Raw genomic sequence first — 22510 nt, forward strand, 5'->3', positions numbered from 1 at the left:
AATTATTGACCCGTGCCCGGGGTGTGGTGATGTGTCCCGGGAACATGGTTGTGGCCACTATCAGGCAGCTCATCCACGGTTTCGGATGTGAGCCCCCCGAGGATGCCGCATTCGCTGACGGTGCGGCCTTCCGAGCAGGCCTGCTGAAGTTGTTCCAGGGTATCTTCCAGGCTTGCCAGTTCCCGCAGGCGCTCGCGGACATGGGTGAGATGGCGCGCCAGCAGGGCATCCACTTCGCTGCAGTCGGCGTCCGGCTGGTCAGCCAGGCGAATCAGTTCGCGGATTTCGTCCTGGGCCATGTCCAGGTTTCGGCAACGCCTGATGAACAACAGGCGATCCAGATGGCTTTGCCGGTAGTGCCGGTAGCCACTGGCTTCACGCTCCGGCTCGGGGACCAGCCCGATCTTCTCGTAGTAACGAATGGTTTCCACCGGAATGCCGGTGGCTTTCGAGATTTCACCGATTTTCACTGTCTGTTGCCTCTGTCGACTCCCGGAAGGCAAACCATGGCTTTGAGCCCTCCCTGCGAACCGATACTGAATGAAAGGTTACCATCATAGCGCTCGGCGATCTCCCGTGCGATGGCCAGCCCGAGGCCGTGCCCCGGTATCTGTTCATCCAGCCGCATGCCGCGGGTTCCCAGTGTGGGAAGTGCCTCGGTATTGACCCCGGGGCCGTCATCTTCAACGGTAATGACCAACTGGTTCCCCGTTTCCACAAGGGACACCACAGCGCTATGAGCAGCCCACTTGCCGGCGTTATCCAGCAGGTTGCCGAGGATCTCGTTCAGGTCATGCTCTTCGACAGGCCAGCGGGTTTCAGGCCTTAGTTCGGTCTCCAGTTCAAAGTTTTTATCGGGATACAGACGCCCCAGCATCCACAACAGATCCCGGGCCTGGCTGACCGGAGTTGCGGCTTTACCTGCCTGAGGGCCGGCGAGCCGGCTGCGGCGCATTTCGCTCTCCAGCTGGAGGTCGATATCGGACAGCCGCCGGGCGAGCTGCCGGCGCATGTCCGGATCCAGGCTCCGGGTGTCGTCTTCGAGTACCTGGCGAACGGCAGACACTGGTGTTTTTATGCTATGGGACAGATTGGCCAGTGCTTCCCGGGATCGGGTCAGGCGTTGATCGAGGGTATCAAGAAGCTGGTTCAGCTGGCTGACCAGGGGGCGGAATTCCGCCGGGGCTTCTACATCCAGGCGGTTATTGGCACCGGTTTGCAGGGACCTGAGTCCGTGCTCAAGCTGGCTAACAGAACGAAGTGACAGCCGGATGGCAAGCCATATGGCGAGTAACAGTAAAACCAGCAAAATACCGGATACCACCGCGGTCCATAAGTGGAGTTCCTGCTGGCTCTGCTGCAGTGTGCTCAGATCTTCGGCTACCACAATCACCACAGTTTCACCGTCCAGTGTCAGTGCCTTGCGGTAGGCCAGGAACTCCGCGACGGCGGAGCCGGTTTCGCGGACAAAGCCGCTTCGAGCATCCGCCAGCAGGGGCTCCAATGCCGGTGTCCAGAGTTCCGGTGAACTGTGCACCCGTTCACCAACACGCAGGGCAAAGGCGTGATGGAACACCTCTTCAAAATAATCCCCCTCGGCAATATTGCGAATCTCTTCAGGGCCGGACTGACGCAACTGGTGCTCCAGAAAAGCTACTTCGTCCTGCAAACGGTCTTCCACGAACTCCCGGGCCATACGCTCCAGCAACAGACCGTGGACGAGCCAGGCTGCTGTCATCAGTACGATTGCTGCAGGCAGCAACAAGGTAAGCAGGCTCTTGCGAATGGAACGCCCGGGGTCAGTCCACAGCATTGAAAAGGTACCCCTGACCGCGACGGGTGGTAATCGCTTCCGCCCCGGTGATTTTACGCAAACGGCGCACGTAGGCTTCGATGGTGTTATCGCTGGGGCTGTCGTTCAGGTTATACAGCTGTTCCAGCAACTGCTCCTTGGAGAACACCTGGCCGGGGCGGCTCATCAGGCATCGCAAAAGCCGAAATTCCGTGCCGGTGAGGGAATGTTCCTTTCCATCGGGTGTCTGCAGGCACTGGCGGTATTCATCCAGCATGAAACCACCAGCGGTCAGTTTCGCCTCCACGCGACCTTCGCTGCGGCGAATCAGGGCGTTTAGCCGGGCCAGAAGCTCCTCGGTCTTGAAGGGTTTGGCGAGATAGTCGTCTGCACCGGCTTTGAGACCATTCACTTTGTCCTGCCAGTCGCCGCGGGCTGTCAGAATCAGTACCGGCATCGTCAGTTTATAGAAGCGCCAGCTTTTCAGGACATCCAGACCGTTGCCGTCGGGTAATCCCAGGTCCAGTACAACAGCCCGATAGTTCTCCTGTTTGCCGAGCTGAAGCGCCTGTTTGAAGGTGCCGGCTTCATCCACCGTGAAACCGGCTGCGGTTAGCTGCCGATTCAGGCTTTCGGCAATGAGGGTGTCGTCTTCCACCAGTAACAGTCGCATCAGGATTCCTGCGTTTGGGGTCTGTTGAAATTCAGGCGCATCTGCTGAATGTAACCTGAAAAAGCATTCATCGGAAAATTCAGCAAGAATTCAGGTTGCCGGGGCAGACTTGGGCTCAATATCCATGGGTCTATCCACTATTGGGAGAACAAGCATGAAGTCGATCCTCAGGAATGCAATGCTGCCGGCTATCGCGCTGGCGCTTTCACCTGGTGTCCATGCTGCCGGAGAGCACGGCGGCCACCATGGCGGTGACAGCATCGGCGAGCCGGGCAAGGCTGAGGATGTCAGTCGCACCATTGATGTCACCATGCTGGACAACTATTACGAGCCCGAGTCCATCTCCGTCAAGCCCGGCGAGACCATCCGTTTCCGGGTGAAGAACGACGGTGCCATGGTGCATGAATTCAACATCGGTACAGCCGACATGCACGAAGCCCATCAGGAAGAAATGGAAATGATGGTTGAGCACGGCGTCATCAAGGGAGACAAGATTGACGAAGATATGATGAAAATGGACATGGGCGACGGCAAAACCATGGAACACGACGACCCCAACAGCGTGCTGATGGAGCCGGGTGAGACCAGAGAAATTATCTGGACCTTCACCGAAGCCACTGACCTTGAGTTTGCCTGCAATGTGCCGGGCCACTACCAGTCCGGCATGTACGGCGATATTGATTTTGAATAAGCGGGTTTACTCCATGAATAAGCGAATCCTGGCCGCCATTCTCGGTGGTTTTGTCTCTGTGGCGGTCCACGCCGGCGAGTACGACATTTCTGTTGACCGGGTCCAGATCGACACCGGCGATTTCGTCAAGGAAGGTATTGGTTACAATGGCGCTTCTCCCGGGCCCACCTTGCGGTTCAAGGAAGGGGAAGAGGTCACCATCAATGTGACCAACAACCTGGACGAAATGACCTCGATCCACTGGCATGGCCTGATTCTGCCCTTCGAGCAGGACGGTGTGCCGGGTATCAGTTTTCCCGGTATCAAACCCGGGGAAACCTTTACCTACAGGTTTCCGATAACCCAGGCCGGCACCTACTGGTTTCACAGCCACTCCGGCTTCCAGGAACCCAATGGGGCCTATGGCGCCATCGTAATCGAGCCCGAAGGACGGGAACCCTTCCGGTATGACCGGGAATATGTGGTGCAGCTCACCGACAAGCATCCACACTCCGGCGACCGCATCATGCGTAACCTGAAAATGTCCGCCGATTACTACAACCGCCAGCAGCAGACGGTGGGGGATTTCATTGACGAAGCCGGTGAGAAAGGCTTCATGGCCACATTGAAGGACCGGATGATGTGGGGCGATATGCGCATGATGAAGGCGGATATCGAGGATGTTCAGGGCTTCACCGGACTGATCAACGGAAAGGGGCCGGAGCAGAACTGGACAGGAACGTTTGAGGAGGGTGACCGGATTCGCCTGCGCTTCATCAACTCCTCTGCGATGACCTATTTTGATATTCGTATCCCGGGGCTGGAAATGACCGTCGTTCAGGCCGACGGTAACAACGTGCAGCCGGTGAACGTGGATGAATTCCGCATTGGTGTGGCGGAAACCTACGATGTGATCGTTCACATCAAGGACAAGGAGGCCTATACCATCTTCGCCGAATCCATGGGCCGCTCTGGCTTTGCCCGGGGCACCCTGGCACCGGAAGAAGGCATGACGGCGGACGTGCCGGAAGTGCGCGACGCACCGCTGCTGACCATGGCGGATATGGCCGGGCACATGGATCACGGTGATATGAACCATGATGACATGGACGACATGGATCACAGTGACATGAACGAGGATGAGATGAAGGGCATGGACCACAGTGCCATGGGCCATGGGGATATGGACCATGGAGAGAAATCGGGCCTGCCGGAAGATCCGTTCTATGCCAAGGGTAGCGGGCTGATACCCACCGCCAGTAATGGTGGCAAATTCCTGTCCTATCAGGACCTGAAAGCTCAAAAGCCTCTGTATGAAGACCGCGAGCCAACCCGGGAAATCGAGCTGCGCCTGACCGGCAACATGGAGCGCTATGAATGGAGCATCAACGGCGTCAAATACGAGGATGCCGACCCCATCGTGCTGCAATACGGTGAGCGGGTTCGCTTCAAGTTCGTCAACGAAACCATGATGACCCACCCCATGCACCTGCACGGCATGTGGTCAATTCTCGACGTGGGAGAAGGCAAGTGGAATCCCCTGAAGCACGTGATCAGCGTTGCGCCTGCCACCACCGTGTACATGGAAACCGAGGTGGATGCGCCGGGTGAGTGGGCCTTCCACTGCCATCTGTCCTACCATGCCGCGGCCGGTATGTTCCGCAAGATCGTGGTTGAAGGTGGGCCGGACGATGAAGTGGCAACCGATGAAAAGGCTGACAAGGGAGGTGATGCATGAATCGGACGCACAGCCCGAAGACCTGCCGATGGAACCGTGGGCTGGCGGCACTGCCCCTGATCGCGGCGGCTGCGTTCCAGGCCCATGCCAGTGACGATATGGCAGTGGCCGCCCATAGTGCCGGGGCCCTGTGGGGCGTCAGCGCCGAGAAACTGGAGTACCGGTATAGCGATTCCGATGAGGAACTGGCGGTGCTGGAAGGCGACGCTTTCTACGGCAGCGACGAGCTCAAGTTCCGCTGGCTGTTCGAGGGCGAGTGGGAGGAAGCCCATAACGCCTGGGAAACCCTGGAAAACCAGTTTGTGGCTCAGGTGCCGGTGGATGAGTTCTGGGATGCCAAGGCAGGTATCCGTGTAGATACCCCAGAAGGAGAGGATCGAGTGTATGGTGTGCTCGGGCTCACCGGCCTGGCGCCCTACTGGTTCGAGGTGGACACCAACCTTTATGTCAGCGATGAAGGCGATGCCTCGGCGGATTTCGAGGCTGAATACGAACTGCTGATTACCAACTACTGGATTGTGTCCGCCAGCTTTGAAACCCTGGTGGCCTTTTCCGAAGACCGGGAAATTGGCGTCGGCAAGGGCCTGAACTCCACCGAACTGGGGCTGCGCCTGAGCTATGATCTGATTGATCGCGCATTCTCGCCCTATATTGGCGTGGTGCACGAGCGCAAGTTCGGTGACACTGCAGACCTTGCCAGGGATTCCGGTGGCAGCACCGAGGACTGGTTCGCTGTTGTCGGTGCCCGGGTGATGTTCTGACCGTTGTTCGATGATCCAAGTCAAGGAGGATTCGAACGCTTCCGTTATTCTCGATTTATTCAGCCTGGATTCAGTTTCATGGTCTTTACTGAAGGTGAGGCAGTATACGCAATATAAGGAAGATCTCATGAACAGATTAAGCCGATTGGTTGTTTGCTCCATTCTAGTGGTAGCACCCGCACTGGCCTTTGCCCAGGGCAATTCCGGGCAGATGCATCGTGGTGGCATGATGGACCAGGAACAGATGGAGCAAATGAATGAAAACATGTCACGAATGCAGAACATGATGCAGGAAATGCGTAACGCAAAGTCAGATGCGGAGCGGGAGCAAATCCGGCAGAAGCACATGGAGTCCATGCAGGAGCATATGGGCATGATGCGTGGCGGAATGATGGGTAATGGCCAGGGAATGATGGGTGGCGGCCAGGGCATGAAGGATAACCAGGGCATGAAGGATAACCAGGGCGGTAAGGACAACAAGGGGAAAAACCAGTCCGACAACGGCAAGGGTAACCGTGCTGGTGGAGCTGGCATGGATGCCGAGCAGCGCCTGGAGATGATGGAAAACCGAATGAACCACATGCAGATGATGATGGAGCAGATGCTGGAAAATCAGGCCCGCGGTCAGAATACACGCTAGATCAATGAATGCTGGGAGGGGGGAAGTGGGGTCAGCGCAGCAGTCTGACCAACCCTCCGCAGCACACACATCTCCACCCGCTTGTTCCTTTCCAGAGATAGTTCCCCCGGCAGTTTCCGCCTTCCTCCTGATGTTTCAGTTTCCTGATGAACCCGTCCAATTGGATATATACCACGAGATCCCGTCGCTGGTTTCAGGCCTGATGTGGTAGGCTTTTGAGCGTCTGTGGACGTTCTCGCCGGTTTTGGACCGGCCACCGATACGGAGCATCAATGAACACAGTCGTAACAATTTCTGGCCGGGTGTTACTGCTTCTTCTGGTGTGGTGGGCGCTCACCGAGGGGGATCCGTCCGGTACCATAACCGGCCTGGTAGTGGTTGCCCTGGCCACGGTTATCTCCCTGCGCCTCTTTCCGCCCGGGGTGACGCGGATTCATCCGGTGCCATTCCTCTTCTTCGTCATGTACTTCCTGCTCCGCTCGGTAACCGCAGGCATCGACGTTGCACGCCGTTTACTGTCACCCGCGCTGCCTGTCGCCCCCGGTTATCTGGCCTTTCATGTGAACTTGCCCTCTGGTGGCCCGCGCTGGCTGCTGGCCAATACCCTGTCGCTCATGCCCGGTACTCTCAGTGTCAGCCTCGATGGCGAGCACCTGCTCCTTCATTGCCTGGATACCCGCGAGCCGGTCGAGGCGGATGTCAGGGCGGTGGAGCAGAGAGTGGCACGGATCTTCGGTCTGCCGCTGTCGGCTGGCGCCGGGCCTGCAGGAACCAGCCAATGACACTGCTCCTGAACGCCGTAGCGGCTTTCCTGCTGCTTACTTTACTGGTGGCGCTGGTGCGGATCTGGAATGGGCCCACGCCTTCAGACCGCATGCTGGCCTCGCAGCTATTCGGAACCACTGGCGTCGCGCTTTTACTGGTTCTGGCGGAAGCCCAGGGGCTGCCCGCCCTGAGAGATGTTGCTCTCATTCTGGCGCTGCTGTCGGTATTGGCCATCGTGGGGTTTGTCACGCGGGTGGTGAGGATTGACCGGAGGGAGTCGTGATGGCCGTGTTGCAGCTGATGCAGGGAGCTTTGCTGGTCACCGGATGCGTGTTTTTTGCCATCGGAACCCTGGGCCTGTTTCGCTTTTCAGAGACACTTACGCGGATTCACGCACTCACCAAAGTGGATAACCTTGGGCTGGGGTTTGTTGTGCTGGCCCTGCTGTTGGATCTGCCGTCACTGGCGGTAGGGCTGAAGATTGTGCTGATCTGGGTAGTGGCACTGGCGGCCAGCGCCACCTCCGCCCACCTGATAGCCCGGGCCGTCCGGTCGCAGGAGCAGGGGCGGCAAGAAGGGAGGAAAACCCGTGACTGAGTGGTTGCTGGATGGGCTGCTGGTGATTGCCCTGGTGATTACCGCTGTGGCGGCCCTTTTATCCCGGGATCTGTTCCGTGCGGTTGTAGTGTTTATCGCTTTCGGGCTGCTGATGACGGTTGCCTGGGTCAGATTGCAGGCACCCGATATTGCCCTGGCCGAGGCGGCTATCGGCGCGGGGCTGACCGGCGTCCTGCTACTGGATGCTGTCAGTCACCTCGGCAGTAAACGCCCGGGCAAGCGTACGCAGGAGGGCGGCGAGCAATGATCCAGGCTCTGCGCATTTCTGCTATTGCTATCGCATGCCTCATGTTCGTGGCTGGCCTGGCCGCCAGCATCTGGGCCATCGCCGGTAACCCTTTGCCCGAAAGCCTGCCGCAGCTGCTCAGCGAAAACATGAGCCGTAGTGGGGTTGAACACCCGGTTACGGCGGTGCTGCTCAATTTCCGCAGTTACGACACTCTGCTTGAAATCGGGGTGCTGGTGATTGCCGGTATCGCCGGTATCTCCATGGCGAAAACCACCTCCCTTGAAGACCCGGAGTTGCGCACCTCGGATTCTCTGCTTTATGCCCTGCAGCGCTGGTTTGTGCCGTTGATGCTGGTACTGGCCGGATACCTGCTCTGGGCCGGGGCCGATCGGCCCGGTGGTGCGTTTCAGGCCGGTGCCGTGCTTGCCGCCACGGGTGTGCTGATGCGCCTGGGTGGCATTCCCATGGAGTTCATCCGCCCGGGGCTGTTGCTGCGTCTGGGTCTGGCGCTGGGCTTCACGGTGTTCTTGCTGGTGGCCCTCGCCAGTGCCATTGGCGGCGATGCCTTTCTGGCGTATCCCCCGGCTATGGCCAAAACCCTTATTGTGGTCATCGAATCGGTACTGACCCTGTCCATTGCCATGGTGTTGCTGGCGTTGTTCGTGTCTGCCCCGGTCAATGATGCTGAGGATCCCGAAGAAGGCGGTTCCTCATGACGGCGCCACTGCTGTATGCCCTGGCCGGTGCCCTGTTGTGTGGCCTCGGCCTGTTCGGCCTGCTGTGTCTGTCACACCTGCTGCGCAAGTTGCTGGCCTTCAACGTGATGGGCTCCGGCGTGTTCCTGGTGATGGTGGGCCTGCCCCAGCATCAGGGTGGGCCGGACCCGGTGCCCCAGGCCCTGGTGCTCACCGGGATAGTCGTAGCCATTGCCGCCACGGCGCTGGCGGTGGTGCTGATCCGGCGCTATTACCACCTGTCTGGGCTGACCACTCTGGATGCGGAGCCAACGTCCCGGGAGGGCGGCCAGGAATGACCTTGTGGCTGATGGCTGGCCTGTTGTTTACTCCGCTGGCCTGGGCAGTACTGACCCTGTTGACGGACTTTTCACGGGGCCGGCTGGTCAGTTGGGCGGGCATTCTGGTGCAGGTGCTGGTGTCGCTGGGCCTGTGGCTTGCGGTCGCCCGGGACGGCGGTTTCTATTACGGGCTGGGGGGCTGGGATGCGCCCCTGGGAATAGAGTTGCGGGTGGACGGGCTCGCCGTCACCTTTGTGTTGCTCACTGCGGTAGTGGCCGGCGCCTGCGGTTTGCATGCCGGAGCCTACATTGATCCGGACAAGCCCTGGCACCGGTATTTCTGGCCCCTGTTCTGGTTTCTCTGGTCCGGGCTGAATGCCGTCTGGCTTGGGGGCGATCTGTTCAACCTCTACGTGGGGCTGGAGCTGATCAGCCTGTCTGCGGTGGGTCTTGTTGCCCTGGGCGGTCAGGCTGGTGCGTTACGGGCGTCGCTTCGGTACCTGTTGGCGGCCCTGCTTGGGTCGCTGGCCTACCTGCTGGGCGTGGCGTTGATCTACGGCCAGTTCGGCACCCTGTCCATTGCCGGAGTTGCAACCTGGCTGTCTGATCACCCGGTGCCGTCAGGCTCGGGCATGGCGCTGGCCCTGATGATTGCCGGGCTGGCGCTGAAAACAGCGCTGTTTCCCTTGCACCGCTGGCTGCCCCCGGCCCATGGCATAGCCAAGTCACCGGTGAGTGCGCTGTTGTCAGCGCTGGTGGTCAAGGCATCTTTCTACATTGCTGCAAGGCTATGGCTGGAGCTGGGGCAGCCCATCGGAAGCCTGGCCGCAGCGCAACTGATCGGTCTGCTGGGTAGTGCTGCCGTGGTATGGGGCAGCTGGCTGGCGTGCCGGCAACAGCGGTTAAAGCAGGTTGTGGCCTATTCCTCGGTGGCCCAGATCGGGTACCTGTTCCTGTTGTTTCCGCTGACATTTTCGGTGTCTGAAACCGTCTCCCTCCAGGCCCAGCAGGGCATGACTCTGCAGGTAATCAGCCATGCCCTGGCGAAGGCGGCCATGTTCCTGGCGGCGGGCAACCTGATTCTGTCAGTCGGCAGTAATCGTGTGGACGCATTGGCCGGGGTCAGCCGTTTCCTGCCTTTCTCGCTGTTCTCGTTCGGGCTGGCGGGGGTGTCTTTGATGAGCCTGCCACCGTCCGGAGGGTTTGCCGCCAAGTGGTTACTGTTGCAGGCCAGCCTCGGCAGCGGCCAGTGGTGGTGGGTGCTGGTTCTGCTGGCCGGCGGTCTGTTGTCAGCGGCCTATATCTTTCGCATCTATCGCGCCTCGTTTCTGGAAAGTTCCGGAACCGACCAGTTCTTCCATCCTTCCAGAAGCCTTGAAGTCATTCCGCTGATTCTGGCCATGCTCGCCCTGGGGCTCGGGCTGGCGTCGGATCAGGTATTGACGGTGATGGCCCTGCCCTTTGAAGGGGAGGGCGCGCCATGACCCTGAACATGTGGATGCCCCTGTTCGCCCTGATGACCTCGCTGATGGCGTCACTGGTGATCTTTGTCCTGCCGGAGCAGGGATATCGCCTGCGCACAGCGGTGAACCTGGGAGCTGCATTGGTAAAGCTGGGTATTGTCGCGGTGATGGTCTGGGGCGTATTTCACGGTGTGGACTATGGCCTGAGTTTCACCATGTTGCCGGGCGTTGAGTTCGTTCTGAAAGCGGATGCGCTCTCGATGATGTTCGCGGGCCTCTCCGCCGTGCTCTGGTTTCTGACCACGATCTACGCCGTCGGGTATCTGGAAGACTCCCCCAATCGCAGCCGATTCTTCGGTTTTTTCAGCCTGTGCGTGGCCAGCACCATGGGCATTGCCCTGGCCGGTAACCTGTTTACCTTCTTCCTGTTCTACGAAATGCTGACCCTGGCCACCTATCCCCTGGTGGTGCATCGCGGTACGGAGCAGGCCCTCAGAGCGGGGCGGGCCTACGTAATCTACACCCTGACCGGTGGCGCCGTGCTGCTGCTGGCGATCGCCTGGTTGCAGGGGCTGGTCGGAGATTTGCCGTTCCGGGAGGGAGGGCATTTTGGTGACGCCGACCCGGCTCTGCACGGGTCGCTGATCCTCATCTTTGTTCTGCTCATTGCGGGGCTGGGGGTCAAGGCAGCGATCTTCCCGCTGCACGGCTGGTTGCCCCAGGCGATGGTGGCACCGGCCCCGGTGAGTGCGCTGCTGCACGCGGTGGCGGTGGTGAAAGCCGGGGCTTTCGGCATAGTGCGGGTGGTCTACGACATCTATGGCATTGAAGCCTCGGCAATGCTGGGCCTGCTGGAACCCCTGGCGTGGCTGGCGGCCTTCACCATTCTCTACGGGTCGGCGCGGGCCCTGTCCCAGGTGGATCTGAAGCGCCGGTTGGCGTTTTCCACGGTGAGCCAGGTGTCTTACATCATCCTCGGCATCTGCCTGTTCGGGCCTGTAGGAGCGACGGGCGGGCTGGTGCATCTGTTGCACCAGGGCATCATGAAAATCACCCTGTTTTTCTGCGCCGGTAACTACGCCGAAACCCTGGGCATTCATCGTATTGATGAAATGGATGGCGCCGGCCGGCGGATGCCGGGTACCTCATTGGCTTTTACCGTGGGTGCGTTCGGTATGATTGGCGCACCGCCTCTGGCCGGTTTTATTACCAAGTGGACCATGGGTACCGGTGCCCTGGCGTCCAATATGGACTGGGTCATCGGGGTGCTGGTACTCAGCAGCCTGCTCAATGCGGCGTACTTCCTGCCGATTTTGCACCGGCTCTGGTTCCGGGAACCCCGTGGCAGTTGGCCCCATGAGCGCCAGTGGGGGCGGCTGGAAACCAGTGCCTGGCTGTTCTGGCCGCCGATGCTGACAGCAGCCATGACGGTGCTGGTGGGTGTGCTGGCGTCCCTGCCGTTCAGCCCGCTGTCCTGGGCGGAACTGGTTGTGTTGAGGGCGTATTCATCATGATGGCCTTCGAATCTTTCCTGTTGCTGCTGGCGGTCTGCGTGCCACTGCTTTATCCGATCATGGCATTGGCAGGGGGGAGTGATAAGGTCATGCGCCATGCCTTGCCCCTGCTGCCGATACCGGCACTGATATTCGTGCTGGTTGCCCAGCCCGGCGGGCAGCTGGAGCTGCCCTGGCTGCTCAATGGTGGCCTCTGGGGGATGGATGAATTGCGCCGGTTGTTTTTGCTGCTGACCGCGGTGCTCTGGACCGTGGCCGGTGTCTTTGCCGTGGGTTATCTGAAAGTCCATCACCTGCGGCGCTTTTGTGTCTTCTGGGGTCTGACCCTGGCGGGTAATCTGGGCCTGACCGTGGCGGTGGACATTGCCAGCTTCTACAGTTTCTTTGCACTGATGACCTTTGCCGGCTATGGCCTGGTTGTACATGAAGGCACGGAGGAGGCCAATCGTGCCGGTCGTGTCTATCTGGCCATGGCGGTGGTGGGTGAAATGGCTATTCTTGCAGGTCTGTTACTGGCCTCGGCCGCCGCCGACAGCCAGATGCTTTCGGATATACCCGCAGCCATTGCCGAATCGCCACAGCGGGATCTGATGATTGCGTTGTTGATTGTCGGTTTCGGGGTGAAGGCCGGCTTGCCATTGCTGCATTTCTGGTTGCCAATGGCTCATCCTGTTGCCCCGACGCCCGCCAGTGCGGTGCTCAGTGGCGCCATGATCAAGGCGGGATTGCTGGGATGGCTGGTTACCCTGCCTTTTGGAGACATATCCCTGCCAGTATGGGGAACCTTGATGGTCGTTGCCGGTGCCGTGGCGTCGCTCGGTGCAGCGGCTTTGGGGGTTTGTCAGCAGCGGCCAAAGACCGTACTGGCCTATTCCAGCATCAGCCAGATGGGGTTGATGGTGCTGATGGTGGGCGCCGCCCTGGCGGACCCCCAGCGCGCCCCGGTGCTGTTGCCAGTGATTGCCCTGTACACGCTGCACCACGGCCTGGCCAAGGGGAGCCTGTTCCTGTCGGCGGGCCTGTTATTGCCCTCGGCCAGAATGCACCGAGCACTGATGTGGTTGCTGGTCGCCTTGCCTGGCCTGTCTCTGGCGGGCTTGCCGTTCACCAGCGGCGCCCTGGCCAAGCTGGCCATGAAGGAAGCTCTGGCGGAAGACAAACTTGAGTTTGCCCTGGCCGGTTATCTGTCCCCGTTGATGACCGCCGGCGCGGTCGCCACCCTGCTGCTGGTGTTACGTTATCTATGGACTCTCACAGCAAAGCTGGAAACCGGCCGGAACCCGCCGATGCTGCTGGCCGGTTGGCTGGCAGCCAGCAGTATGAGTCTGCTGGCGTTCTGGTGGATGCCCTGGAACGTTGAGGGATTGGTCAAGGCGCCGGTGTGGTTGCCGGCGCTGTATCAGGTCTGGGCGCTGATCTGGCCGATGCTGGTTGCGGTCGGCATAGCCGGTTTAACCGTGAGGGTCACCCGGTCAGTCAAACAGCGATAGCTGGTCGTCGTTGCTCTTCCAGGGTTGTTTGCCCGGTGGTTTTGGCCGTTTCTGAACCGGCTCCCTGCGGCTGCCGTGGCGCTCCAGCACCCGTTCGGTTTCCTCCCGGCTGACGTGCCGCTGGCGGAAATCCCCCACTGCCTTGCGGGCCGAGCGGGCGGCCTGCTCGTGATCGCATACCGGTGCAATATAGGTGTTGCCACCGAAGCGGCTTTTTTGTGCGGGTGTCATTAGCCACGGTGTATGGATCATCTCCGCGGGCACGCCGGCCAGTTCCGGAATCCAGCGGCGGATGAATTCGCCGTCCGGGTCCAGCTTCTGGCTTTGCAGTACCGGGTTGTAGATGCGCAGGGCGTTGATACCGGTCAGGCCGGACTGCATCTGGGCCTGGGAGTAGTGGATACCCGGCTCGAAGTCGGTGAACATCCGGGCCAGGTGCAGGGCCGGGTCGCGCCAGTGCAGCCAGAGCTGGTAACTGGCCACCGCCATCAGCATGGCCCGCATGCGGAAATTGATCCAGCCGGTGTGGTGCAGGGCACGCATGGAGGCATCCACCAATGGCCAGCCGGTCTGGCCTTCCTGCCAGCGCTGCAGGCGGTCGGAATCGTTGGGGCCGGATTTCAGGCCTTCCAGTTCCCGGTGCATGGCGCGGAACTCCAGCTCCGGTTCGTCTTCCAGTTTCTGGATAAAGTGGCAATGCCAGTGCAGGCGCGAGCGGAAGCTGGTCAGGCTTTTCTTTTTGCGGGGCAGGGTATTGCGGTGTTCGCTAGTGGCTTTCGACCACTGGTAGATCTCCCGCATGCTGACCGTGCCCCAGGCGATATGGGGGCTCAGGCGCGAACAGGCCTTGACGGCGGTCAGCGGGCTGGAAATGTTGTACTGGTAGCCAATACAGCGCCGTTCCAGAAAGGAGGCCAGCAGCCTGTCGCCCCGGGCACTGCCCCCGGCCTGCCGGTCAGGGCAGGTATCCCGGCGGCTGAATTCTGGTGACATGTCATCGGGGTGATTTATTGGCGCCAGATTAGTGGCCGGAATGGATGCCGGGGCGGCCTGGACCGGCTGCCGCATAAGCTCCGTCCACGCCCCGTCCCAGACATCCCGGTTACGGAGACGGCGTACCACGCCAAACTGGTTCCACTCCCGGAATTCAACGTTGTTCTCGCTGCACCAGCCAATGACTGCCCGGTCGCGCTCGAACGTCCACTGGCCGCCGGTTTCCTGATGGCAGAAGACCCGCTGCAGATCATGGCTGGCTTTCAGCTGCCGGAGCACGTCGGTGACCAAACCTTTACGGACAACAAGACGATTACCGGCGCGTCTCAGTTGCCCATCAAGATCTTTGAGGGAATCCTGAACGAACGCCCACTGCCGCTCGCTGGTGTCGGGCAGTTGCCAGTAATCATCCTCGACCACGTACAGGGGAATTACCGGCTCGCCCAGCCTTGCTGCCGCTGCAAGGGGAGCATGGTCCCGGGTTCTTAGGTCCCGCTTGAACCAGACCACCGTTGTCATGAAGCCTGCTTCCCGGACCGGCGGCAACGCTCACTGCAGTAGCGAACACTGTCCCAGTCCTTCGCCCACTTCTTGCGCCAGGTAAAGGGACGCTGGCACACGGGGCAGGTTTTTTCGGGGAGGTTGGGTTTCTTGTGCATCGCGCCAGTGCATTAGTGGAATGTGTCGGGAAGTCATTACGTTGCAATCGCGGCTGCGGACCTCAATGCCAGTGTTTACCAGATCTTTACGATTCAGAGGGTGCCGCTTGGCCACCTGTCCTTCTACACTGGAAAATCAGGGAGGGATAAACGGGGACAGGATATGCGTGTCGCTTTATCAATCAGAAGGCTGATGCTTATGGCCCTCCTGGGCCTGTTTGCTTTGCCGGGCGCCGCTGATGGTGCTTTCCGTTGCGGATCATCACTGGTGGATGTGGGGGATTGGCCGGTGGAGGTGGAAGAGCGCTGCGGAACGCCGGATTACGTGGCCACCTATCCGACGGCAACCGTTCCCGGTATCGGCGTTGTGGGGGAAGTTGAGCACTGGTATTACAACCCGGGCCCGCAGGGGTTCATCCGCCGTCTGGAATTCCGCAACGGTAAGCTCCAGCGGGAGCATAGCCTGGGCTATGGCTTTGCCGGAGACAGCGCCGGTGATTGTACTCCGGCAAAGCTGCAAAGCGGGCTCAGTGAGTTCGAGATGGTGTCATACTGCGGCGAACCACTTTCCCGGCGGGTTACCTGGGAATCGGTAGGCGGTTCCTCGAGAGTGGCCGGTCACTACCAGTCCGGCACTCTGGTGCCTGTGGAAGAGTGGATGTATGAAACCGGCAAGACCCAGTTCCGCCGGATCGTCAAATTGCGCAATGGCCGTGTCACCCGGGTAGAGACTGCGAAGAAGCCCCGTTAGCCACTCAGCGTGATTCCCATAGTTCTTTGTGTAAGGTCCGGAAATGGTTTTTACTGGGAGGACTATGGCATCAGGTTATTAATTCCCGGGGAGATAACATGGCGCGATTCAGCGACGGACTACCCGCACCGTCTGTATTGATATTTGACTGGCATGGGACTCTGGTGGATACCCACGACGCCATGTTCAGTGCCATGGAAGAGATGCTGCCGCAGCTGGAAGACCTGGGCCTGGTTGACAGGCTGCTGCCCGAAGATAAGTGCCGTACCGCCGACGATGCCCGCCTGGTGCGCTATATCCGGATTTTCCGTCGCCTGCACCCCCGCATCCTCGCCGAACGGCGGGTGTCCCGCACTGATATCTTCAACGCCATTTTCGGTGACGACAAGGAAGCAAAGCTGATCGCCCACAAGGCCTACAACAACTGTTACCGCAAATACTTTGGCAAGGTGAAGCCATTCCAGCAAGGCGCCTACGAATACCTGACGGCCCTGAAAGAGATGGGCATCCGGCTGGCGGTGTCCACCAACCGTAACCGGGAGTTTCTGGACAAGGAGCTGGCGATGGTGGATGAGGGTCGCTGGCGGAATCTGTTTGATGCCACGGTTTGCGCCGATGACGTTACCGAGTACAAGCCGGACCCGGAGGTGATCACTCGTGCCCTGGAGAAGCTGGGCCTGCCGGTGGACGAACGCGCCTGGTATGTGGGTGACAGTTATGTGGATATGCTCACAGCCAACCGGGCTGGCGTGTCCGGCGTATTCTATAACGGAGCCTGCTGGGAGTCGGAACGTATTGACAGCTGGTTCAGCCATCGGGATGCACCGGCAGCGATTCTCGACAGCTTCGAGGATCTGATCAACCTGCTGGCACTGCTGGAGCGGCAGGAGCCGGAAGCATTCCGGGCGACACCGGCGGAAGTCCGGCCCCGGCCCTACCCACGCCCGGAGCCTCCACAACCGCGGATTGAACCGGACTGGCACCCCGCTGTTGTCAGCCTGATCCGGCCCTCGGTGGTTCTGTTCGACTGGCACGCCACCCTGGTGGATACCCTGGATGCCATGTACCACGCGGTGGATGACATGTTCCCCGAATTCGAGGAACTGGGCCTCGTCAACCGTATGCTGGCACCTGAGGACAGCAAGACCCCGGAAGATGCCCGCCTGGTGGCCTACGTTCGTGAGTTTGCCAGGCTGCATCCCAAGGTGCGGGCGGATCGCAAAATTTCGCGCACGGATATATTTGAAGTGCTGTTCGGTGAGGATCAGGAAGCAAAACAGATCGCCCACAAGGCATTCAATCGTCACTACCGGGAGCACTACGGTTCGGTGAAAGCTTTTGAACCGAAGGTGCGGGCCGTACTGGAAGGGCTGCGACGGCTCGGTATTCAGGTGGGCGTGATCACCAACCGGGATCGGGAGTTTTTCGAACATGAGCTTGCGGCGGTGGAAGATACCGGCTGGACACACCTGTTCGATGTGAATGTCTGCGGCGATGATACGCCCCTGCGGAAGCCTCATCCGGATCAGCTTTACCTGGCAGTGCAGAAGCTGGATTACCCGCCCGATCCCAGCGTGTGGTACGTGGGGGACAGCACCACGGATGTGATTGCCGCCAAACGTGCCGGCATGACAGCAGTCTTCTTCAATGGTGCGCAGTGGGATTTACCCTGGCTGAACCGGATATTTCCTGGCACCCACAAGCACCCTGACAAGCCGGATGTGGTGGTCAATGATTTCTCGGAATTCTGGGCGCTGGTGCTGGCGTGTGAGATCGGGCCGCCGTGAGGCTACTCCGTGTCGTGGTGCCCCAGTGCACTCTCGATGTCGAGCCCCAGTGCCAGGATGCCTTTGGGAAGATTGCCAGATACCGGCCCGACCGGTGCGCTCACCGTGATCTGGAAACGGGAGGTGGAAGCATCGTAGCGGATGTCCGAGATGTAGATTGCATCCCGGCCGCTGAGGCCTGCCTCGAGATTCTCTATAACCCGGGTGAACTTGCGTTCGTCGCCCTGCCAGTAGTCGGAAGTCAGCTGGCTCATGGCAGCGAGTGTCCCGCGGTCATTGATCAGCAGTGCCTCTGTGACATATTCCCTGTGAGCCATCTTCCAGGCATGCAGGGTTCGTGAGCCGGGTAGCTCTAGGATCGCCTTTGCCAGTTCCGGGGCTTTTGTGGGAGCCAGTGCCTGCCACCTGGAGTCGAAATTCAGCACGTCTGTCAGGTTTTCCATACGCGGACCTTCATCAATGGCCTGTTGCAGATTGAGTGCGCTGTCGATTTTGCTGAACAGTTTTTCTGCAAGGGTCCTGACGTGTGCTTCCTCGTCAGCAGAGAGAGTAATCCGCCCCTCCATGCAGCCCGGGATAAACTGGTTGAACGAGGGTAGAAAACCGGGATTGTTGGCGACAAAGCTTTCGCTCAGGTAAAGGTACAGCGGGGTGTAGCGAATAAAATGCTCATGGAGGTTGTTGACGATTGATCTGTCCGGATCATGCAAATCGGTCATGGCACGTTTGTCCATGACCGCAGCGTCGATTCGGCCGCGTTTTAACAGGGCAGGTAGCTGGCTTGGCAATGAAACACTCATGAAAACATCGAATCCATTTGCCTCAAGCCAGGCTTTCTCGTTGCTGCCGTCCACTACGCCAATGCGTGCAGACTCAAGCTCGATAGCCGATTCCGTCGTGAAAAAGTACCATTTCTCAAGGCTGACAGGATTGCTTCGTTTGGCAATGGTATCCAGTTCGGTGGAGGGGTCTATGGCAAAGTAACCATCAATCAGGTTTCGTTGTAAGGAATGTACTGCCCGGTTTTGTGGTGTTATACGTATGCGTGTCGACCAGCCCGCCTGGCTGGCGGCGCAGTTTACCGTATCGACCGTCTCGCCAGTGACATTCGTAGTGCCAATTCCAGCCCGGGCCGACACCTGGTAGGGCGACGACTCAAACGTATAGAGGTTGAGTACTGGTGGCCGGGCGTGACAGACAGATATGGTAACTGTACCGATTAACCCCAGTGCCAAAGGCCGGAGATCCATGGTGACCATTGCATCCATTTTGTTAACAATACTCAACCCAGATTAGCACCCACTCGGGGCTTTTGCCTCAAGACTTTTCGACATATGCTTGCACCCACGAATAACAACAAAGGTCATTGAATGTCTGATGTTAAAGCGTCCATCCTGGTAGTCGACGACGACCTGGCCATCCGCGAGCTGTTGCACGAACACCTGTCCCGGGTGGGATACAGCGTGATGACAGCGGCCGAAGGTGATGGCATGCGCCAGGTGCTTGCCGGTTCGAGGGTGGACCTGATCGTGCTTGACGTCATGATGCCAGGGGACGATGGCTTCACGCTTTGCCGGGAAATACGTGAGCATTCCCAGGTTCCCATCATCATGCTGACGGCAAGCTCAGATGAAACGGACCGGGTGGTCGGACTGGAAATTGGCGCCGATGATTACCTGGCCAAGCCGTTCAGTGCACGAGAATTGCAGGCCAGGGTAAAGGCTCTTTTACGCCGTTCAAGTTTCAAGCGAACGGATAACCCCAGGTTCGTCCTGTTCGATCGTTGGCGTCTGGACACGCTGGCCCATGAGCTCATCCCGGAGCAGGGAAACCCCATTCCCCTGTCCGGTGCGGACTTTGCCTTGTTGCAGCTTTTTCTCTCTCATCCGAATGAGGTGCTGGACCGCGACACCATCTCCGGTGTTACCCGTGGGCGCGAGTCAATGCCACTGGACAGGGTGGTGGATGTTGCGGTCAGCCGGCTACGTCAGCGGCTGGGCGACCAGGGCCGCAACCCCAGGCTAATCAAGACGGTGCGTGGAGCAGGGTACCTGCTTGCGGCAACGGTGACCCATGTCGCGGAATGATAACGGGGCGATCGACACCGGCCGCAAGGTCTGGCGCTTGGTGCCATCGTCACTTCTTGGACGCATCCTGCTGCTGACACTGTTGGCCATGGGCGTTGCCCAGGTGGCATCCAGTGTGATCTGGGTAGGCACCTTCCGCGCCCAACAGGTAGAGGGGTTGGTGAATACTACCCGCAATCTTGCCGCTTCCGCAGCGGCAACCACACAGTTTTTCAAGTCGCTGCCGCTGGAATACCGGCATATTGTGCTGGATCAGTTACGGGATATGGGCGGCTCCCGATTTTTTGTCTCCCTCAACGATAATCGAATCGAGATGCGTGCATTGCCGGATAGCGAGCGCAAACAGCTTGTCACCGAGGAAGTCGAGGCAGTGCTCCGGAGCCGCCTGGGTAAAACCGTGAACCTGCATGTTGAATTTGTTCACCCTGATGACCTGAGAATCCTGAATACCCAGCTGCCACTGGATGCATTGCCGAAATCCTGGGCTCACTACGCACTGACCCTGGAACCCATCAAGCCGCCGGTACTGGTGACTCAGGTTGAAGTTGCCGAGGGTGATTGGCTTTATCTGGCTTCGCTGTTGCCGGCGCCCTATGTATCACTGGATGACGAGAGCATTCCCGGACAGCAGATTGTCTTTATTCTTGTGATGATCGGTGTGCTGTTTCCGGTATTGGCGTGGCTGGTGCGTCGCCAGACCCGGCCACTGCACAAACTGGCCAGAGCTGCGAGGGACCTGCCACTGGATGAGTACCAGCCGCCTCTCCGGGAGCAGGGTAGCGCTGAAATAGTGGCGGTTACCCGGGGCTTCAATGCCATGCGCCGACGGCTGCAAAGTTATATCAGCGACAGGGACCAGCTTTTCCGTGCAATCTCGCACGATCTCAAAACCCCGATAACCAGGCTGCGCCTTCGTGCCGATCTGATTGATGATGACACTATTCGTGAGCGACTCGAAAGTGATCTTCAGGAACTGGAGTTATTGGTCAAAGGTGCTCTGCAGAGCATGAAAGACACGGACATCCACGAGAATGTCGAGCTTGTTGATCTTGATGGCATGTTGCGGAAACTGGCGGATGCCTATATGGGCGACCCCCCTCTTGTTGTGGTGGAGGGAAGCTGCGCCCCATATCGTGGCAAGCCACTGGCCTTGAAGCGTTGCCTGGGTAACCTGGTGGACAATGCCGTCAAATACGGGGAGTCGGCGATCATTTGCGTGGAAGATTCTCCTGAACAGGTCATCATTCATGTCAGGGACCATGGGCCGGGTGTTCCTGACGAGGCGCTTGGCCGGATTTTTGAGCCCTATTATCGCCTCGGTCACGAGCATCGACAGGGCCATGGTCTGGGCCTCGGAATTGCCCGCAATATTGCCCAAAGCCATGGCGGTGAGCTTGAGATCTCCAACTGGTCTGGTGGTGGGCTGGAGGTGACTCTGAAGCTGCCCCGTCACTGAGTTTGCCATGTAACAATCATGTTACATGGGTCTTTCAGTTTGATACGTTCCCCTTCCGGGTATTGCCATAGACTCTGATGTTGCGAATACAACAAAAACAAGGAGTCATGATGAATACCTGTAAACCGTATTGTATGTTCAGCAATAGTGGCGCTCTGACCATACGCCGCCTGACGGTCGCCGTGACCATGGCCTCGCTGGCTGTGTTTGCCAGCCAGTTGCAGGCCGGGGAAAGCGTCGAGGACCGGCTCTCTGCCCTGGAGCAGCAGCTGGCGGAGGTCGAGCCCCATGCCCGGGGTGACGAAGGCTTTTCGTTCAACACCTACGCCCGCTCCGGGCTGCTGCTGAATAACGAGGGCAAAAGTGCCTCCGGCGGCCCCTACCTGACCCCCGCCGGCTCCGTTGGCGGTGCCGTGGGCCGGCTGGGTAACGAACCGGACACTTACCTGGAGGCCATCCTCAACTACAAGAGCGTGGCGGACAACGGCACCAGGTCCCATTACCGCCTGATGATTGCCGATTCCACCACCTCCAGCAACGACTGGACCGCGGATGACGGCGCCCTGAACGTGCGCCAGGCCTATGTGGAATTCAGCAACCTGGCCGGTTTTACCGGCATTTTCGAGAACGCCTCCCTCTGGGCCGGCAAGCGCTTCGACCGGGACCTGGATTTTGACATCCACTGGCTCGACAGTGATGTCGTTTTCCTGGCAGGCACAGGGGTGGGGCTTTACGACGTCACTTTCAGCGACGCTGTAAAGTCCAACTTCTCATTGTATGGCCGCAGCTTCCTGGATTTTCCCTCCGATCCTGACACCACCGATGGCACCTCCGACACCGACAACCTCATTCTCACAGCCAATAACTACTTCGGTAACGTCCAGTGGCTGATCAATGGCATGTCCGCTGCGGATAATGACGAGCGTGTCGTCGGGAATGTTATGGAAGCGGCTGACTCCGGCGTGCAAACCATGCTGGCTTACCACGGTGACAGCTTCTTCGGGTTATCCGAGGGCAACTTTTCCGTCGCACTGCTGCATGGCCAGGGCCTGGGTGCGGAGGTCAAGAGCCTTGGTGCCGACGGCAACCTGCATGAAGACGCCGCCAGTACGCGGATAGCCGTCTACGGTACTACGCGGCTGGGCGACAGCTGGCGGATTGCCCCGACGATCCTGGCGGAAACCAGCGAAGACCGGTATGTGGACGGGGACGAGTACCAGTGGCTCACCTTCAACACCCGCCTGGCCAACGAGCTGGGCGCCAACTTCGAGATGCAGTACGAAGCCTCCTGGCAGGTCATGGATCTAGAAACCGAGGGCTACGAAGGGCGTGGTGATGTGGATGGGGATTATGCCCGCTTTACCATCGCACCGACCTTCAAGCCACAGGTGGGTGGCTTCTGGAACCGT

24 protein-coding genes are annotated in these 22510 nt (G+C 59.3%); 18 read left to right on the forward strand and 6 right to left on the reverse strand.

Annotated features, from left to right (window positions below):
• Positions 1-2 precede the first annotated feature (2 nt).
• From cadR to HLUCCO03_RS02050, 3 genes are read right to left on the reverse strand one after another with little or no spacing between them, the layout of a single operon-like run.
• Positions 3-470, reverse strand: a complete 468-nt coding sequence (gene cadR, locus HLUCCO03_RS02040; RefSeq protein WP_036197708.1) for a Cd(II)/Pb(II)-responsive transcriptional regulator — start codon at positions 468-470, stop codon at positions 3-5.
• Positions 467-1813, reverse strand: a complete 1347-nt coding sequence (locus HLUCCO03_RS02045; protein ID WP_036197707.1) for a sensor histidine kinase — start codon at positions 1811-1813, stop codon at positions 467-469. Before HLUCCO03_RS02045 ends, cadR begins: the two co-directional genes overlap by 4 nt.
• Complete coding sequence (locus HLUCCO03_RS02050) at positions 1800-2465, reverse strand: response regulator transcription factor (RefSeq protein ID WP_027833110.1); 666 nt, start codon at positions 2463-2465, stop codon at positions 1800-1802. Before HLUCCO03_RS02050 ends, HLUCCO03_RS02045 begins: the two co-directional genes overlap by 14 nt.
• Positions 2466-2619: 154 nt before the next feature.
• On the opposite strand from HLUCCO03_RS02050, the gene HLUCCO03_RS02055 reads away from it, so the two are divergent.
• The 13 genes from HLUCCO03_RS02055 (at position 2620) to HLUCCO03_RS02115 (ending at position 13368) form a co-directional block, all read left to right on the forward strand.
• Positions 2620-3156 (forward strand): plastocyanin/azurin family copper-binding protein, encoded by a 537-nt coding sequence (locus HLUCCO03_RS02055; protein WP_036197704.1) that lies wholly within the window; start codon positions 2620-2622, stop codon positions 3154-3156.
• 13 nt (positions 3157-3169) lie between these two features.
• On the forward strand, positions 3170-4873 hold the full coding sequence (locus HLUCCO03_RS02060) for a copper resistance system multicopper oxidase (RefSeq protein ID WP_027833108.1): 1704 nt from the start codon (positions 3170-3172) through the stop codon (positions 4871-4873).
• Positions 4874-4971: 98 nt separating this feature from the next.
• Positions 4972-5634 (forward strand): copper resistance protein B, encoded by a 663-nt coding sequence (locus HLUCCO03_RS02065; protein ID WP_036198286.1) that lies wholly within the window; start codon positions 4972-4974, stop codon positions 5632-5634.
• Positions 5635-5761: 127 nt separating this feature from the next.
• The gene (locus HLUCCO03_RS02070; protein WP_027833106.1) at positions 5762-6274 is read left to right on the forward strand and encodes a hypothetical protein; all 513 of its coding nucleotides are present in this window, start codon (positions 5762-5764) and stop codon (positions 6272-6274) included.
• A 272-nt stretch (positions 6275-6546) separates the two neighbouring features.
• A complete protein-coding gene (locus tag HLUCCO03_RS02075; RefSeq protein ID WP_051603933.1) occupies positions 6547-7056 on the forward strand; it encodes a Na+/H+ antiporter subunit E in 510 nt (169 codons plus the stop codon).
• On the forward strand, positions 7053-7322 hold the full coding sequence (locus HLUCCO03_RS02080) for a monovalent cation/H+ antiporter complex subunit F (protein ID WP_027833105.1): 270 nt from the start codon (positions 7053-7055) through the stop codon (positions 7320-7322). The genes HLUCCO03_RS02075 and HLUCCO03_RS02080 overlap by 4 nt, the downstream gene beginning before the upstream one ends.
• Complete coding sequence (locus HLUCCO03_RS02085; RefSeq protein WP_027833104.1) at positions 7322-7636, forward strand: monovalent cation/H(+) antiporter subunit G; 315 nt, start codon at positions 7322-7324, stop codon at positions 7634-7636. The genes HLUCCO03_RS02080 and HLUCCO03_RS02085 overlap by 1 nt, the downstream gene beginning before the upstream one ends.
• On the forward strand, positions 7629-7904 hold the full coding sequence (locus HLUCCO03_RS02090; RefSeq protein WP_027833103.1) for a hydrogenase subunit MbhD domain-containing protein: 276 nt from the start codon (positions 7629-7631) through the stop codon (positions 7902-7904). The genes HLUCCO03_RS02085 and HLUCCO03_RS02090 overlap by 8 nt, the downstream gene beginning before the upstream one ends.
• Complete coding sequence (locus tag HLUCCO03_RS02095) at positions 7901-8602, forward strand: MnhB domain-containing protein (protein WP_036197702.1); 702 nt, start codon at positions 7901-7903, stop codon at positions 8600-8602. Before HLUCCO03_RS02090 ends, HLUCCO03_RS02095 begins: the two co-directional genes overlap by 4 nt.
• Positions 8599-8919 (forward strand): NADH-quinone oxidoreductase subunit K, encoded by a 321-nt coding sequence (locus HLUCCO03_RS02100; RefSeq protein WP_027833101.1) that lies wholly within the window; start codon positions 8599-8601, stop codon positions 8917-8919. The genes HLUCCO03_RS02095 and HLUCCO03_RS02100 overlap by 4 nt, the downstream gene beginning before the upstream one ends.
• On the forward strand, positions 8916-10385 hold the full coding sequence (locus HLUCCO03_RS02105; RefSeq protein ID WP_051603932.1) for a proton-conducting transporter membrane subunit: 1470 nt from the start codon (positions 8916-8918) through the stop codon (positions 10383-10385). Before HLUCCO03_RS02100 ends, HLUCCO03_RS02105 begins: the two co-directional genes overlap by 4 nt.
• A complete protein-coding gene (locus HLUCCO03_RS02110) occupies positions 10382-11878 on the forward strand; it encodes a proton-conducting transporter membrane subunit (protein ID WP_027833100.1) in 1497 nt (498 codons plus the stop codon). The genes HLUCCO03_RS02105 and HLUCCO03_RS02110 overlap by 4 nt, the downstream gene beginning before the upstream one ends.
• The gene (locus HLUCCO03_RS02115) at positions 11875-13368 is read left to right on the forward strand and encodes a complex I subunit 5 family protein (RefSeq protein ID WP_051603931.1); all 1494 of its coding nucleotides are present in this window, start codon (positions 11875-11877) and stop codon (positions 13366-13368) included. The genes HLUCCO03_RS02110 and HLUCCO03_RS02115 overlap by 4 nt, the downstream gene beginning before the upstream one ends.
• On the opposite strand, the gene HLUCCO03_RS02120 is transcribed toward HLUCCO03_RS02115, so the two are convergent.
• Complete coding sequence (locus HLUCCO03_RS02120) at positions 13351-14880, reverse strand: FAD-binding domain-containing protein (protein ID WP_027833099.1); 1530 nt, start codon at positions 14878-14880, stop codon at positions 13351-13353. The genes HLUCCO03_RS02115 and HLUCCO03_RS02120 overlap by 18 nt on opposite strands.
• A complete protein-coding gene (locus HLUCCO03_RS02125; protein ID WP_081813592.1) occupies positions 14877-15020 on the reverse strand; it encodes a DUF2256 domain-containing protein in 144 nt (47 codons plus the stop codon). The genes HLUCCO03_RS02120 and HLUCCO03_RS02125 overlap by 4 nt, the downstream gene beginning before the upstream one ends.
• A gap of 193 nt (positions 15021-15213) precedes the next feature.
• Between HLUCCO03_RS02125 and HLUCCO03_RS02135 the strand changes: the two genes are divergently transcribed.
• A complete protein-coding gene (locus HLUCCO03_RS02135) occupies positions 15214-15771 on the forward strand; it encodes a DUF2845 domain-containing protein (RefSeq protein WP_036197700.1) in 558 nt (185 codons plus the stop codon).
• A 98-nt stretch (positions 15772-15869) separates the two neighbouring features.
• On the forward strand, positions 15870-17558 hold the full coding sequence (locus tag HLUCCO03_RS02140) for an HAD family hydrolase (protein ID WP_027833097.1): 1689 nt from the start codon (positions 15870-15872) through the stop codon (positions 17556-17558).
• Positions 17559-17560: 2 nt separating this feature from the next.
• Here HLUCCO03_RS02140 and HLUCCO03_RS02145 read toward each other — a convergent pair whose 3' ends face one another.
• Positions 17561-18844 carry an ABC transporter substrate-binding protein gene (locus HLUCCO03_RS02145; RefSeq protein WP_155939995.1) on the reverse strand — a complete coding sequence of 428 codons (1284 nt, stop codon included), beginning with the start codon at positions 18842-18844 and terminating at the stop codon, positions 17561-17563.
• 84 nt (positions 18845-18928) lie between these two features.
• On the opposite strand from HLUCCO03_RS02145, the gene HLUCCO03_RS02150 reads away from it, so the two are divergent.
• The 3 genes from HLUCCO03_RS02150 to HLUCCO03_RS02160 form a co-directional block, all read left to right on the forward strand.
• A complete protein-coding gene (locus tag HLUCCO03_RS02150; protein WP_027833095.1) occupies positions 18929-19645 on the forward strand; it encodes a response regulator transcription factor in 717 nt (238 codons plus the stop codon).
• Positions 19632-21101 (forward strand): ATP-binding protein, encoded by a 1470-nt coding sequence (locus HLUCCO03_RS02155; protein ID WP_036197698.1) that lies wholly within the window; start codon positions 19632-19634, stop codon positions 21099-21101. The genes HLUCCO03_RS02150 and HLUCCO03_RS02155 overlap by 14 nt, the downstream gene beginning before the upstream one ends.
• A gap of 134 nt (positions 21102-21235) precedes the next feature.
• On the forward strand, positions 21236-22510 hold a 1275-nt coding region (locus tag HLUCCO03_RS02160), incomplete at its 3' end, for a carbohydrate porin (protein ID WP_292016594.1).

The sequence above is a fragment of the Marinobacter sp. HL-58 genome (genome assembly GCF_001314605.1).
Classification (GTDB): domain Bacteria; phylum Pseudomonadota; class Gammaproteobacteria; order Pseudomonadales; family Oleiphilaceae; genus Marinobacter.